This window comes from Photobacterium profundum, from assembly GCF_003026285.1.
GTDB classification, from domain to species: domain Bacteria; phylum Pseudomonadota; class Gammaproteobacteria; order Enterobacterales; family Vibrionaceae; genus Photobacterium; species Photobacterium profundum.
On the sequence record NZ_PYOD01000003.1, the window covers coordinates 156,886 to 171,149 of the forward strand.

At 42.2% G+C, this 14,264-nt stretch carries 13 protein-coding genes; 11 read left to right on the forward strand and 2 right to left on the reverse strand.

Annotated elements, in window-relative coordinates:
• Positions 1-2 precede the first annotated feature (2 nt).
• Together agaR (C9J48_RS10215) and agaR (C9J48_RS10220) are read right to left on the reverse strand one after the other, a co-directional pair.
• The gene (gene agaR, locus C9J48_RS10215; RefSeq protein ID WP_006229918.1) at positions 3-779 is read right to left on the reverse strand and encodes a transcriptional repressor AgaR; all 777 of its coding nucleotides are present in this window, start codon (positions 777-779) and stop codon (positions 3-5) included.
• A 383-nt stretch (positions 780-1,162) separates the two neighbouring features.
• Complete coding sequence (agaR, locus tag C9J48_RS10220; protein ID WP_050764828.1) at positions 1,163-1,957, reverse strand: transcriptional repressor AgaR; 795 nt, start codon at positions 1,955-1,957, stop codon at positions 1,163-1,165.
• 599 nt (positions 1,958-2,556) lie between these two features.
• Between agaR (C9J48_RS10220) and C9J48_RS10225 the strand changes: the two genes are divergently transcribed.
• From C9J48_RS10225 to C9J48_RS10275, 11 genes are all read left to right on the forward strand, one after another.
• Complete coding sequence (locus C9J48_RS10225) at positions 2,557-3,435, forward strand: N-acetylneuraminate lyase (RefSeq protein WP_242610808.1); 879 nt, start codon at positions 2,557-2,559, stop codon at positions 3,433-3,435.
• Positions 3,429-4,340 (forward strand): ROK family protein, encoded by a 912-nt coding sequence (locus C9J48_RS10230; RefSeq protein ID WP_006229915.1) that lies wholly within the window; start codon positions 3,429-3,431, stop codon positions 4,338-4,340. The genes C9J48_RS10225 and C9J48_RS10230 overlap by 7 nt, the downstream gene beginning before the upstream one ends.
• Positions 4,340-5,554 carry an enolase C-terminal domain-like protein gene (locus C9J48_RS10235; RefSeq protein ID WP_006229914.1) on the forward strand — a complete coding sequence of 405 codons (1,215 nt, stop codon included), beginning with the start codon at positions 4,340-4,342 and terminating at the stop codon, positions 5,552-5,554. The genes C9J48_RS10230 and C9J48_RS10235 overlap by 1 nt, the downstream gene beginning before the upstream one ends.
• 56 nt (positions 5,555-5,610) lie before the next feature.
• The gene (locus C9J48_RS10240; protein ID WP_006229913.1) at positions 5,611-6,549 is read left to right on the forward strand and encodes an NAD(P)-dependent oxidoreductase; all 939 of its coding nucleotides are present in this window, start codon (positions 5,611-5,613) and stop codon (positions 6,547-6,549) included.
• A gap of 60 nt (positions 6,550-6,609) precedes the next feature.
• Positions 6,610-7,575 (forward strand): sialic acid TRAP transporter substrate-binding protein SiaP, encoded by a 966-nt coding sequence (locus C9J48_RS10245; protein ID WP_006229912.1) that lies wholly within the window; start codon positions 6,610-6,612, stop codon positions 7,573-7,575.
• Positions 7,576-7,656: 81 nt separating this feature from the next.
• Positions 7,657-8,178, forward strand: coding sequence for a TRAP transporter small permease (locus C9J48_RS10250; RefSeq protein ID WP_006229911.1), 522 nt, complete (start codon positions 7,657-7,659; stop codon positions 8,176-8,178).
• A gap of 9 nt (positions 8,179-8,187) precedes the next feature.
• Positions 8,188-9,453 (forward strand): TRAP transporter large permease, encoded by a 1,266-nt coding sequence (locus tag C9J48_RS10255; protein ID WP_006229910.1) that lies wholly within the window; start codon positions 8,188-8,190, stop codon positions 9,451-9,453.
• A 136-nt stretch (positions 9,454-9,589) separates the two neighbouring features.
• A complete protein-coding gene (locus C9J48_RS10260; protein ID WP_006229909.1) occupies positions 9,590-10,054 on the forward strand; it encodes a NanQ anomerase/TabA/YiaL family protein in 465 nt (154 codons plus the stop codon).
• Positions 10,051-10,974: a dihydrodipicolinate synthase family protein gene (locus C9J48_RS10265; protein ID WP_006229908.1), complete on the forward strand. Its 924-nt coding sequence runs from the start codon at positions 10,051-10,053 to the stop codon at positions 10,972-10,974. The genes C9J48_RS10260 and C9J48_RS10265 overlap by 4 nt, the downstream gene beginning before the upstream one ends.
• 52 nt (positions 10,975-11,026) lie before the next feature.
• Positions 11,027-11,731, forward strand: a complete 705-nt coding sequence (locus C9J48_RS10270) for an FCD domain-containing protein (RefSeq protein WP_006229907.1) — start codon at positions 11,027-11,029, stop codon at positions 11,729-11,731.
• Between the two features lie 407 nt (positions 11,732-12,138).
• Positions 12,139-14,160 carry a hypothetical protein gene (locus C9J48_RS10275; protein WP_006229906.1) on the forward strand — a complete coding sequence of 674 codons (2,022 nt, stop codon included), beginning with the start codon at positions 12,139-12,141 and terminating at the stop codon, positions 14,158-14,160.
• Positions 14,161-14,264: the final 104 nt, after the last annotated feature.

Consider the following 14,264-nt stretch of genomic DNA (forward strand, 5'->3'; position numbering starts at 1 on the left):
TCCTAGTTAACTATTTGGTCTGCAATAATGACGTCAACACCCAGCTCAAGCAGTGCTTGATGGGTAGCGTGAGGAATTTGGCTATCGGTGACTAAGACATCGATTTGGCTAGCCGCTCGAATCATGCAGAAGCTCTTGCGGCCAAATTTACTTGAGTCAGTAACAGCAATAACTTGGTGAGCAACTTCGCACATTGCACGGTTAATTTGTGCTTCGTTGCTATCGGGAGTGGTGATGCCAGCACTTAGATCAAAGCCATCAACCCCTAAGAAAAGTTTGTCGAAGAGGTAGGAGCGAATTTGTTGTTCACCATGTGAGCCGACAAGTGAGCACGATGCACGGCGCAAGCTTCCACCAATGACATGTAGATCTATATTTTCAACGCCACTGAGCTGATAAGCCGTATTTAGAGCATTGGTCATAACAACTAATTGTTGCTTGTGCGTGAGATATTGCGGCATTAATCCGATAGTTGAACCAGAATCTAAAATAACCGCTTCACCATCGTTAATGAGATCTGCTGCAGCTTTAGCGATACTTTGTTTAACACTGCGATTAAGTTGATCTTTACGGTACAAAGGTTGATCAAAGGCGAAGTTAGGGTTAAGACTAGCCCCTCCGTAACAACGGAATACGCATCCCTCTTTTTCCAATAAGTTGAGGTCATGTCGGATCGTGACTGCAGAGACATTAAACAAGTCGACAAAATGGTCGACTTTGCTTGAACCATGTTGGCGAATGTGAATCATGATTTTTTGTCTGCGTTCTACGCTAGTCATGCCTTAACCTCATCTTTTGTTTCATTTCGTTATTGAGTTCGAAATGTTTCGCTTTCTTTTGATTTGTATTAAAGCAGGGCAATGTAAATAAAAGTTAAAGCTAGATCACAGTGGTTGTTCTTTCGTTTTTAAGTGTAAATTCCTTTCGGTTTACTTAAACCGAAAGTGTTGCCTTTCGTTTTTGTAGAAGAGTAATAGACCGAAAGCCTGATAGAGCTTGGATTGAATGAAATGAGAATCGAAAGTGATGGTGTGAAAAGGATGAAATTGGGGATTTCGGAGTGTTATCTGCGTGAGGTCACAATTTTGTGTTTTACCGAAAAAACGAGGAGTAAAATATAAAGTTACAAACCTCGTTTTATTGTTTTCTCTTTGATTTATTATTAATCGATGATACGAACATCAACACCCATTTGGATAAGCTCAGTGTGATAATGTGGTGGAATACCACTATCGGTGATCAGTATGTTGAGCTGCTCTGGACGAGCGATTAAGCAAAAGCTTTGACGACCAAATTTAGAGGAGTCAGTTAAGGCAATAATTGTTTGAGCGGCTTCAACCATTTTTCGGTTTATGTCGGCTTCGCCTTGATGAGGCGTTGTTATACCAGTATTGATATCGAATCCATCAACACCAATAAACAGTTTATTAAAACGAAAACCAGTAAGTAGTTCTTCGCCATTACTACCGTGAAGTGAGTAGGACTTTTTACGTATAGTGCCACCCGTGACCATAACGTCAATATCGGGCTGGCTAGCCAACTGATAAGCGATATTAATACCGTTTGTCATTATTGTAAGTTGACGTTTGTCTTGTAGATGGTAAGCAATTTGTTCTGTTGTAGATCCTGAATCGAGGATCACAGTATCACCATGATTAATTAATGATGCCGCGTAGGCACCAAGACGTGCTTTTATATTGCTATTAATTTTTTTCTTGTCATTTAGTGCCTGGTCAAAGGTAAATAGATCATTCAGTAAAGCTCCACCATAACAGCGTGTCACACAACCTTTCTTTTCTAAGTAATTAAGATCATTACGAATAGTTACCGTTGATACTTTATATTTTTGAGCAAATTTGTTCACGTCTCCTTTGTTGTGCGTTCTAATGTGAGCAAGTATTTCCTCACGTCTTTGCTTTGCGGTTATCTTTTTAATATTAGATTCAGTAATGCACATAGAAAAAACAGAATATTACAGATTAAACTATCCTGTACGAAAAACACGTAGAATCATCTTCAGTTCTCGTATGTAAGATAAGTTTTATCAATGGTAGTGTAATAACTAATTTACTTAAATGTGTAGGTAGATGCAAAGGGACTAACGCTGTATTGTCGTATCAGAACAGGTTTATTTTTCCCAGGATCACCAGCTCAAAAGGTACGTTAATCTATAACAACAGCCGCTTAATTATCCTTCACTTTTTCTAATATTAGTGCAGCCTTGGTCGGCTAATTTTTAAAATGTCACACGCTTTTCCTGCTTTTCCTGCTTTTCATTCATCAATGAAGTAAATCTATTTTCACTCTTACTCATAAGTGTTTTGGCAGCTTTGTTATGAAGCTGCCTTTTCTTTTTAAATCCCCCTATAAATTTACACGCGCGAAATAACCCGCATTGCTTATTAATTCAACTCTTCCTGCCATTAATTCTACGGTAATCACATAATCTGTACTTATTTCCTACAGCCTCTTTGGTTGTGAATTCAATCACAGAAAATGACACTGGTATAACAGCATACTAGGCACACCAAAACTTAGTCCTCTGTAATTGGAAATATGATGAATTTTTCAGGTTTATACGCAGCAACACTGACTCCTTTTAATCTCGATGAAACGATTAACCATGATGACTTGGCATCGTTAGTGAAATTCAACTGTGAGAGTGGCTTAGACGGTTTATACGTGGGCGGCTCTACAGCAGAAGCTTTTCTTTGTTCTACCGAAGAGCGGATTCAGACCCTTGAGCTAACAGCAGAAGCTGCGACTGCAGATATGACGTTAATCGCGCATGTAGGTGATATCTCGACGAAGAAAAGTGAAATTTTGGCGCGCGCAGCAGGGGCGATGCCTTATCAAGCGATTTCAGCGGTCACGCCGTTTTACTACCCGGTGGCATTCAATGAGCTGAAGAAGCATTACAGTGATGTGATTCAAGCTGCGGGTAAACCCATGATTGTTTATAATTTCCCAGCTTTCGCGGGTATGAATCTATCGGGTGAGCAAATTAATGAATTGTTGAATATTGATGGTGTTGTCGCTCTTAAGCAAACGTCTGCCAACTTATACCAAATGGAACAAGTTACTCGTCAAAATCCTGAGAAAACAGTATTTAACGGGTTTGATGAAATATTGGCTTCTGGCCTTGTTGCAGGTGCAAATGGTGGTATTGGTTCTACTTATAATATTCAAGCACAGCGAATGATTGATATCCAAGCCGCAATTTTCACGAATAATGCGCAGCAAGCAACAGCCTTGCAACGTGAAGCGAATGTGCTGATTGATGCCTTAGTCGGTGCTGGTGTGATTCCTGGCTTGAAATATGTTTTGAAGCAAAAAGGCATTATTCAAAACGAGCATTGCCGCCGTCCATTGAATGTTGTGACTGATGAGCACAAAGCCACCTTGAATGCACTGATTGAGGCGGGTGTATGCTAATTGGCCTAGACATAGGCGGAACAAAGATTGAAGGGGTCTGCCTTGACCCTTCAACGTACACCCTGATCAATAAGGTCAGGGTAGCGACGCCAAAAGATAACTATGCTGCTTTTCTTGATGCGGTTGTATCAACCATTGAAGCGTTATCAAGCGATCAAGCACCTATATCGGTGGGTATTGGTTGTTGCGGTTCGTTGAGTAAAGATACACAGCGTATGCAGGGCTCCAACTTGTTATATCTCAATGGTGAAGACTTCATTGGAGACTTGAAAGAATACATCGCCTTACCGATTGCGATTGCTAATGATGCAGATTGTTTAGCTATCTCTGAGTTTAAATCCGGTGCGGCAAAACATGCTGAAAATTCTTGTATTGCCGTCATTATCGGTACGGGTTGTGGTTCTGGTATTATCATTAATGGTGACGTTGTAACTGGCCTAAATAACTTGGGTGGCGAGATGGGGCACAACCCATTGCCCGGCTATACGCAAGAGCAAGATGGTGAAGCGGTTACTTGCTATTGCGGGTCAACAAATTGTATCGAGTCGTTTTGTTCTGGTACGGGCTTTGAGCGTACCTATGCTGCCAAGCATGTGCCGTTAAAAGCTAAAACTATTTTTGAACAAGCCGAACAAGGTGATGCTGACGCCTTGCAGCATATTGATACCTATACCGATCAACTAGCGCGTTCACTGGGTAGCATTGTGAATGTCATTGACCCAGAGGTTATTGTGCTGGGAGGTGGTATGTCAAACCAAGGCTGTATTTATCCTTTGGTACAAGACAAATTGAGCCGTTACACCTTCAGTAAAGCGGTGACCACCCAAGTGGTGAAAGCGGAACACGGTGATTCTAGTGGTGTGCGCGGTGCAGCAATACTCCCTCAGCTAAAAGGATTGGTCTAATGGCGAAGATCGTCAATGTTCGTCCAGTATTATTGAGTACGCCTTACGGGTTTGAAGGCTGTGCAGAGAATGCCTTGCATTTACCGAATGGTATTCGTGGATGTTCCATGGTCGAGATCACCCTGGATAATGGTGTAAAAGGACTGGGAGAAGGGTATCTGGGTGTTTTTGCACCGGATGTATTTACCAGTATTGCACGCTTGGTTGGCACTGCTATTACGGGTGATGACATCAGTAATGGTTACGGTGCTGTGTTGGCAAAAGCCAAAACTGTTACAGCATATTGGTCGTTACAAGGTGCGGCGCAGCATGTTATTTCGGCAATCGAAATTGCATTGGTGGATGCCTTATCCCGTGTACGTGAGATTCCAGCAGTAGAGCTGTTCGGTGGTAAAAAAGTAGAGTCAATTGCTATGTATGGGTCTGGAGGGGATTCATTACATCCGCAATATATGGCGCAAGAGCTTGAACAGCTTGCACAACGTGGTATTCAAACGATCAAAATTCGCGCGCGTCATCATCAAGCGGCTAAAACTATTTGGACCATTGAAGCTGGTCGTCAATATGGTATTCGTGTTGCTGTTGATATGACACAGAATCTCTCGATTGAGGGGCAAACTGCCGAGCAAGTACAAGCTTTTTGCGACCTTATTCAGCGTGAAACCGGTGAAGAGTTGGTGTTTGTTGAAGAGTGCTTAGGTCTAGACAAACTGACCCAACTGCCTTTGTTAGCTTTGCAAGAGGGCATAGCGGTTGCTGGTGGCGAAATTGTGACCACTAAAGAAGAGTTGTTCGACCGTATTGATGCCAATTATTACAACGTGGTGCAACCCGACGCTTCTGTTTTAGGTGGGATTGGCGACACGATTGCTGTTTGTGAATACGCTAAGCAACGTAGCGTGAATCCTGTTGTGCACTCTTGGGGTGGGCCGGTTGCAATGATGGCGAATTATGTAGCGGCGTTTGCCACAGGATGCTCATTGATTGAATATCCGATGCCTCATTTTGAGCTGCGCAATGTCATGTGCAATCTTGAGTCTCGTATTCACGATGGCCACTTCCATCTAGGTGATGATATTGGCTTAGGTGTCACGTTAACCGACGACATTGAGGGGCAATTTCCTCATACCAACGATGCGCTGTACCACTGTTTTCCAATGGAAGACGGCTTACAACAATTAGAAGACAGTCATCGCCATTGGGTGAAAGCGTAATTTAATCACTCAGTATAAACCTCGTTATTGAATGAGCCGATTAATCGAAGGGTCTTATGAACATTTATATTCATCCTGTATTGAACGAACGTGAAGTGAACTATTTAACACAGCAACTCCCAGCTAACGCGACTTGTCATTTTAATGATGGCAGCAATGAGTTTAAAAGGGCCAAAGATGCCGATATTGCTATCGGTAATATTCCAACAGATTGGATCAATGACATGCCATGCCTGACGACCATTTTATTGGATTCTGTCGGGACCGATAATTTTAATGGTTATGACTGGCCAGAAAATCGCCATATCACAGTATGTAACTTACAAGGCTTCTTTTCCGCTCCTGTTGCAGAAGAAATTGTCGCGAATGTCTTGAGTATTTATCGTCAACTTCCGACATTGCAGACAGCTAAAGCGTTAGGCGCGTGGGAAAAAGATGCTATTCGTTTTACCAAACGCCTTGTTGGTGAAGCTGATATTTTGATCTTAGGGTACGGCAGTATTGGTAAACAAGCTGCCAAGCTGTTTGAAGCCTTTGGGGCGACCATTCATTGCTTTGATACGACAGACATGGAAGTAAATGGTAAGGCTGGCTTGATTGAAGCGGTGGCGCATTGCGACATTTTGATATCAACCATTCCAGCCACGGATACCACGCACAACCTGTTGGACTGTGAAGTGTTCAACAAAATGCGTGCTGGTGGCATGGTGGTTAACGTGGGGCGGGGTCAAGTCGTGAATGAAGATGACTTGGTAGAAAAAGCATTGGCAGACAGTACATTTACAGCTTGTTTAGATGTGACGAAGCAAGAACCTTTGCCAACTCATTCACCGTTATGGACAACACCGAATATACATCTAACCCAACATACTGGTGGTGGATGCGGCAATGAAAATACAAAAAAAATCGACGTGTATGTAAAGCAAATTCACCGTTTGTTTAACGGCGAACCGTTACAAAACTGCGTGTCTTTCGAAAGAATTACTATGCAGTAAGAACAGCTCTACCTCTAAAACAATAATGAGAAACACTCTACACAAAAATAAGGACATAACATGAAAAAGCTCTTTACTCTAAGCATGGTTGCTACTGCATTATTTGCTGCCAATGTGTCTGCTGAAACCCAACTGAAAGTGGGCTTCAATGAGGCTTACAATAGCCCTATTTACCACGGTATGGTGACAGCAGCCGATGAACTGAAAAAGATTTCAGGCGGAGAGATGACGTTACGCCTTTATGAAGGTGGGCAACTTGGTAATGTTCATGAAATGCTAGAGCAAGTGTCATTGGGCGAGTTAGATATGTCGATGCAAGTCTTCGGTGGCTATGCACAATACCTACCTCGTTTAGGTGCATTAGAAACGGCGTACCTTGTGCGTGATTATAAACATCTATCTGCAATATTCGATAGCCCGTGGGGCATGGAAGCACGTAAAGAGCTTGAAACAGAGTTTGATCTTAAGCCTATTGATAGCTGGTTCTTTGGTGTGCGAGAAACGACCTCTAACCGTCCGATTAATTCCATTAATGACATGAAAGGCATGAAGCTGCGTACGCCGAACGCGAAAGCCTTGATCGATTATGCGAAAGGTGTCGGAGCAATCCCATCGCCAATTGCTTATGCAGAAGTGTACTTAGCGCTACAAACAAATGCCGTTGATGGTCAAGAGAACCCAATTTCATCTATTGAAGCGATGAAATTCTATGAAGTACAGCCTTACCTCGCAATGACTAACCACGTGGTGCAAGACCAGACGATCTCTATCTCGGGCGCACGTTGGAATAGCCTGTCTAAGCAAGAGCAAGATTGGTTAATGAAAGCGCTTGCGGTTGGAGGGAAGGAAGCAGAAAAATTAATTGTAGAAGGTACAGAAAAAGACTTGGCGGCGTTTAAAGATGCTGGTGTAACAGTCACTTATCCAGATTTAGCCCCATTCCGTGTCGCGATGAAGCCGTACTATGCGAAATTAGATAAGCAGTTTGGCGATAACTTCACGCAAACGCTGATTGATACACAATAACGCTGCCTGATACAGCTGCTCAATAACACTGAGTAGGGTGGTAGCTTCATGATGCTGCCACCCGTTTAATGGTGATGGAAAATGAAAAATATTATAAGAAAAATGGAACTGATAGAGAAATACATTTCAGTTTCACTGTTTATTGCAATGTTACTGGTACTGACGGTTCAGATCGTGAGTCGCTATTTCTTTTCAATTGCAATTCCCTGGACTGAAGAGTTATCTCGTTGGCTATATATCTACATTATTTTTGTAGGAGCCAGTGAAGCGGTATCCCGTCGCGATCATATCGCGATTGACATCGTTCCAAATCGTTTGAGTGAATCAGCTAATTACGTGTTAGATATTATGATTCACTTGGTTTTTGCAGCTACCTCTGTCGTTATTATTTACCGTGGCTATTTATTTGCTCAACGTATGGACCGTTTAGGTTCTATCACAATGGATGTGCAAATGTCTGTCTTGTATATGGCTGTCCCATTGGGCTTCACATTGATTCTAATAAAGTCCTTGTTGAATGTTGGTACCTCTTTCGTGGCATTGCAGGATATGCGCGTGAACAAAAAGCAACTTACCCCATTAATGAAAACTGCGGATAAATAGGGATTTATTATGTTAGGTATTTTTTCTGGCTGGGGAGCACTGTTGGCTGTCGGCATGCCCGTTGCTTTCACGCTGTATGTCGTCTCCATTGCTTATTTACTTATGAATACGGGGATTGCACTTTCCCCACAAAAAATCATTTCTGGCTTGAACTCATTTCCATTGTTGGCTGTACCTTTTTTCATCTTCAGTGGCTTACTAATGAATTCGGCAGGTATTACCGACAAGATGTTCAATTTTGCCCGTAACTTAACGGGTCACTTTACGGGGTCATTAGGTCATGTAAATATCTTAGCGAGTTTGTTGTTCTCGGGAATGTCAGGATCTGCCCATGCAGATGCCGGTGGTCTAGGGCAGCTTGAAATTAAAGCGATGCGTGATGAAGGCTACGACGATGGTTTTTCGGGCGCGATCACCGCAGCATCGAGTGTGATAGGCCCATTGATGCCACCGAGTATTCCAATGGTGATTTATGGGGTGATGTCTGGCGCGTCTGTCGGTGCTTTATTCTTGGCGGGGATTGTACCTGCATTGTTATGTACTGTAGCCTTAATGGTGATGGTTTATATCATTGCGAAAAAGAAAAACTACAAGGTTTACCCGCGTGCGTCGATGAAGATGATTTTCTCTTCATTTAAAGAGGCATTCTTGGCTTTACTAACACCAGTGATCATCATTGGCGGTATTTTCTCGGGTATTGTTACGCCAACAGAAGCCGCTGTTGTCGCCTCATTATATGCCATGTTCTTGGGTTTCTTTGTTTATAAAGAATTGACGTTTAGCACTTTGGTGCGTTTGATTCATGAAACCGTAAATACTTCAGCTGTTATAGGTTTTTTGATTGGTGGTGTGAGTTTATTTGGTTATCTGATTATCAAAGAAGATATTCCAATGAAAGCTGCTGAGCTGTTTTTACAAGTAACAGATTCACCAATTGTTTTCTTGTTAATGGTTTCTGTGATGCTGTTTATTCTGGGGGCATTCATTGAAACTTTAGCATTGCTATTGATTCTGGTTCCGATTCTACTGCCAATTACTGTGCAGTTGGGGATAGATCCTGTGCATTTCGGTGTAGTTGTAGTGCTGAACATGATGTTGGGGATTTTGACGCCACCAATGGGGGTATCACTCTTTGTGGTATCTAAGGTCGGTAACATCCCTTATGAAGTCTTAGCGCGTTCAGTGATTGTGTTCTTAATTCCTCTTATTGCTGTTCTGCTGCTGATTATCTTCTTCCCGCAACTCGTGTTGTTTTTACCTAACATGTTGCTATAAGAGATAATAGTCAGAAAATTTACCCTTAAGCTCACCGTGTGCTTGTGACTGACAATGCACGGTGAACATTAGGTAGTAATAAAAAAATAACCTTCCAATATGACAGTGAGGATGGCAGTTAACCTGCTAATACATCATGATTTTAACAACGATTTCTACCATTACCGCCAAAAGCACGCCTTCAGCCCTTGAGCGTATTATTCTCGATGTGATGTCACGAGATCCTATGCAGTTTGCAACAGGCATCAATGTGATCGATGGCGAGAATGTTTTCGTTAATCGAATTAGTAGTACGACAAAGCTATTGGATGACGCATTGTCAGAAATTCATAACCGCTATATCGATGTTCATATTGTTTTACAAGGGCAAGAAAAGTACGCCGCGCCTCTTGCGACCGTAGATGTGGGCAATGTGCCAAATTTTGATGCTGATAACGATGCTGCACTACAAACGGATATTGCGAATGAGCAAGTATTCACCCTGATGGAGCATCAATGCGTTACATTTTTTCCTGGCGAGTGGCACCGGCCGATGCTTTGCGTTGAAGCGCCCTGCATGATTGAAAAAATCGTGATCAAAGTGAAGGAGGATTGGCTATGAAGCTGAAGGAAAGCACAGCAACTATTAAAGGTAACTGGGCTACATTATTGTTGCCAATAGAAAATGAAGCCATTAATTATATGCTGTTGGCTGATCAGATTGATTATTTTATCGCAGCGGGTGTGGATGGTATTTATTCCAATGGGACTGCTGGAGAGTTTTATACCCAAACTGAAGAAGAGTTCGAGCGTATCAGTGAGTTACTTGCGACGAAGTGCAGTGCTGTTGGTATGCCGTTTCAAATTGGTGCATCTCATTGTCATCCACAAGATGCGGTGAGGCGTGCGCAATTTGCAGCAACTTTGCAGCCAACTGCTATTCAAGTGATCTTACCTAATTGGTTTCCGTGTAATACTCAAACTGCATTGATCTTCCTCCGAAAAGTGGAAAGTGTGTGTCAAGGTATCCCCATTATTTTATACAATCCTCCTCATGCTAAAGTGTGTTTAACCGCGGAACAACTTCGTATTATATTTGATGAGATTGATACCGTAGTTGGTTTTAAGCTGCCAAGAATTACTGATGAAATCGTTGCTACAGGATTACCGCAAAAGGCATCTATTTTTGTTGCTGGTCATTTTCTTGCGACCGATGCGTATGTTGGAGCAAAAGGTGCGTACTCAAATGTGTGTTGCTTAGGCCCGAAAGCAACACAAACATGGACTCAGCAGTGTTTGATGTTAGATCCACAGGCGCTTGAAACCGAACAACGTATACAGCAATTTATGAGTGAAGAAATTGCACCGTTTATACTTGAGGAAGGGTACTGTAATGCAGCTGTCGATAAGTTTATGGCTACGATGGGAACATGGAGCGGCATTACACCAACTATGCGATTTCCATTCGAGAGTGTACCAGTGGAATGTTTGAAAAAAGCGCGGCAAGCACAAAAAGCATTGATTCCTGGTTTTGACCAGTAAAGTTTTAAGATATTATGCACTTAACACAGCAATGTGCTAATAAGGATTGGTTATGTCAACGCTTGACAATTTAACATTGAAACCCCTAAAGAAGGTTAAGCTTTCGGATTTCGTGACCGATGAAATCGAAAAATTAATTTTAGATAATACGTTTAAAGAAGGGGATGTTCTACCTTCAGAAAGAGAGCTTATGACTGCGTTTGGCGTGGGGCGTCCGTCTGTTCGTGAAGCCTTGCAAAAGCTGTCTCAAAAAGGCTTAGTTGAAATCAATAGTGGCGAAAAGACACGTGTTACTCGTCCTTGTACTCAAACGATCGTTAGTGGCCTATCAGGTATTGCTATTGGTCTATTGTCGCAAGATAAAGAGAAGATGCAGTTCGAACATCTCAGACAATTGTTTGAAATCTCTGTGGTACGTGAAGCTGCTCGAGTCAGAACTGAAGAAGATGTTGAAAAGCTTTCTGCTGCGTTAGAAAACAACTTGGCACAAGTCGATAATTATGATCGTTTTATCGACACGGATATCGCATTCCACCGTACGATTACTGAAATTTTGGGTAATCCAATGGTGACAACGATTTATGAATCCTTAGTACAGTGGTTGATTCGCTCGCGTAACCCAGAAACGTTTGCCAAGCTGCATCAAATCAGTTGCGAGCATCATGTGGAAATCTTCAAAGCCATTCAGCAGGGTGACCCTGACCTTGCTGAACGTGAAATGCGTCATCACCTCGATAATGTGATGAATAACGCGTAATAGCACTCAAAAAAACACCAATACTGTTTTGACGCATATTGGTGTTTTCCTTTATTCCTTAAGGCTTTGTTGCAACGTGAAAGCCATATCACCTTTAAATACCTTACCGAACTCTGCTTAACACCTACTTACATTTCTTTCGATACAAGTTTCATCGAACCTTTCGATTTTTTGTCTTATTTGATTGTTTTGCACTCAACTTTATGGGTTGTATCAATACTTCTTTTCTTATGTATGCGTGCTCATAATGGTTTGATTTGGATCAATAATGCAAATAATAATGATTTTCATTGCTGCATTTACATTTAGAAACATGTAGAATGCGAACTATTCTCGTTTGATGGATATAAAAAACGATTTAGGCATCAAGCTTGCTCAATGAGATGAAAAAATAAAAAGGATAAAACGTGAAGAAATCAATTCTTAGTATCGCTATTACTGCTGCAGTGTTTTCGTCAGCAGTGAGTGCTACAGCTCAAGTGAAAGTATTAGATAAAACCCATGAACCAGCTGGTAACTTTTTAGCCTATACCGAGTTTGAGCTTTCGGGTGAACCGTTAGCTGAATCTCTTGGTTTAGATTTGGATGTACTTGATCCAAATGTCGCTGATGATCCAACACCTTTTGATTTTGCTGCTGGTATCGAGAGCTATGAATACTCAGAAGAGGCGATGTACGCACTGAATTATCAGTCAACAATGGGGCCGCACCTAGTTAATGGACCTGTTAACCGTGCACGTGGCGGCAAGATGTCAGATCTGGGTAAGCGTGTTATCGAGATGGCAGCAGCTGTAGGTTTCCCTGCTAGTGAAATTCCTCAGAACATGTACCCGATTTCTATTCCATATGTATCTGGTAGCCCTGAGTTTGCTCAAAAGCCTGATGTAACTACGGTAAATGGTGACGAAGTTGAAATAACCACTGCGAAAGGTAACAGCAAAACAGTACAGACAGTGGTACCAGCTTATTTTCGTGATTATAAATCGTTAGCTTGGAACGAAGCGTCATTCGATAAGTCATTCAGTCCTGCAGCAACTGGCGGCATTCTTTTAAAAGAAGTGATGTGGGCACAAGATTTCTTAGGTGGCATGCACGTAACAACGACTGATGAAGAAGTTGAAGCTGAATCTGCAAAAATGGATTTAGACGGCAAGCACAGCTTGGGTGTTTCTGCTGCCGATGGCTTTAACGGCATGATGCTGACAGAAATTTCTATCGATAAGCTATTGATTATGCAGCAACAGCTTGGATTTGATGGTAAAAAACTGGGTGTAGCATTCGGTCCTGATTATGATCCAGCTAAGGGACCAATTTGGTTTGCACATAAAGTTGCAGTTACAGAGGGCTCTGATAATGGCGTGAACTCTATTGCAAGCTTGAGTGTTACTGATGGTTCATCAACGCTGCGTGATACGTGGTCGGCATTGTGGCCTGTTTCTGAGTTCTTCGCTTTCAGTGATCAACGTACAGCGAACAGTGCGCAAAATCCTGCATTCTTAGCTGTGTTTGATGGTGCTCCTTTTGCTGCATCACCAGCGGTAAACATTGATTCGAATGATAAGAATGACGTAATTGCAGATGATGCATTCTCGTTGGCAAACAACATTTCCAACTTACTCTTCAAGAACATTGCAGCACTGCATTACAACAAAGAAAAAGGCACCTTAGTAACAGAATACAAAGACGGTAAGCAAGGTAATAAGGTAGATACTTATGACGCTGCATACTCGCTTGTTGCTCTGTCTATTTACCAACGCGCGAAAGATGCTTTACCGGTTGGCTACGCTTCAGCTGATTCTGGCAATGTAGATCTGAAAACAGATGCAGGCAAGCAAGCACTTGCGATGATTAAAGGTCAGGCCGATTTCATTATTAATCAATTAGTTGATAAAGACGGTCTTGTGTTCGATGGCCTGACGTTAGGTAAAGCCAATACGCACAGCAAAAATAAATCACTTGATGCACAATTTGCTGCAATTCGTGGTCTTGTAGCCGCTTACCTTGCAACCGATGATGTGAAGTATAAGCAAGCAGCTCGTTCAATTTACCTTGCCGTTGATAAGAACATGTTTGATAAGGGTATCAATACATGGGCAACTGTGCCGGGTAAGGCGACAATTCATACGCCTTATACCGAAGCTGCAATTTCAGGTGGTTTACGTGAAGCGATTCTTCACCTAAAAAATGAAGAAGGTGAAAATGAGTCAGCACTAGAATTAACAGCACTAACGGATCGCTATGTTAGCTGGTTCCGCACTGTTATTAATGGCGGAATGCAAATGGCTGAGTGGATGGGCGATTCTGGTGAAAACCAAGTGAAAGGTAGCCTATCAACTGATACCGATGAAGATGGTGTACCACAAATTATTGCCGCTGGCGGTAAGTTTGGTACAGCAATGACAATGGCTAACAAGGCTAGCGTTGAGTAATCAATAGAGCGTGTTAGTTACCCATTTAGGCAGCGATCATAAGTCGCTGCCTTTGTCGTTTTTGTTCATTATCGCGCAATGCTCTGCATTGCAGTGAATGGGTT

Coding starts and splice junctions, on each gene's coding strand:
- C9J48_RS10225 (WP_242610808.1), top strand. CDS start 2,557: ATGATGAATTTTTCAGGTTTATACGCAGCAACACTGACTCCTTTTAAT.
- C9J48_RS10240 (WP_006229913.1), top strand. CDS start 5,611: ATGAACATTTATATTCATCCTGTATTGAACGAACGTGAAGTGAACTAT.
- C9J48_RS10245 (WP_006229912.1), top strand. CDS start 6,610: ATGAAAAAGCTCTTTACTCTAAGCATGGTTGCTACTGCATTATTTGCT.
- C9J48_RS10255 (WP_006229910.1), top strand. CDS start 8,188: ATGTTAGGTATTTTTTCTGGCTGGGGAGCACTGTTGGCTGTCGGCATG.
- C9J48_RS10260 (WP_006229909.1), top strand. CDS start 9,590: ATGATTTTAACAACGATTTCTACCATTACCGCCAAAAGCACGCCTTCA.
- C9J48_RS10235 (WP_006229914.1), top strand. CDS start 4,340: ATGGCGAAGATCGTCAATGTTCGTCCAGTATTATTGAGTACGCCTTAC.
- C9J48_RS10265 (WP_006229908.1), top strand. CDS start 10,051: ATGAAGCTGAAGGAAAGCACAGCAACTATTAAAGGTAACTGGGCTACA.
- agaR (WP_006229918.1), bottom strand. CDS start 779: ATGACTAGCGTAGAACGCAGACAAAAAATCATGATTCACATTCGCCAA.
- C9J48_RS10250 (WP_006229911.1), top strand. CDS start 7,657: ATGAAAAATATTATAAGAAAAATGGAACTGATAGAGAAATACATTTCA.
- agaR (WP_050764828.1), bottom strand. CDS start 1,957: ATGTGCATTACTGAATCTAATATTAAAAAGATAACCGCAAAGCAAAGA.
- C9J48_RS10270 (WP_006229907.1), top strand. CDS start 11,027: ATGTCAACGCTTGACAATTTAACATTGAAACCCCTAAAGAAGGTTAAG.
- C9J48_RS10230 (WP_006229915.1), top strand. CDS start 3,429: ATGCTAATTGGCCTAGACATAGGCGGAACAAAGATTGAAGGGGTCTGC.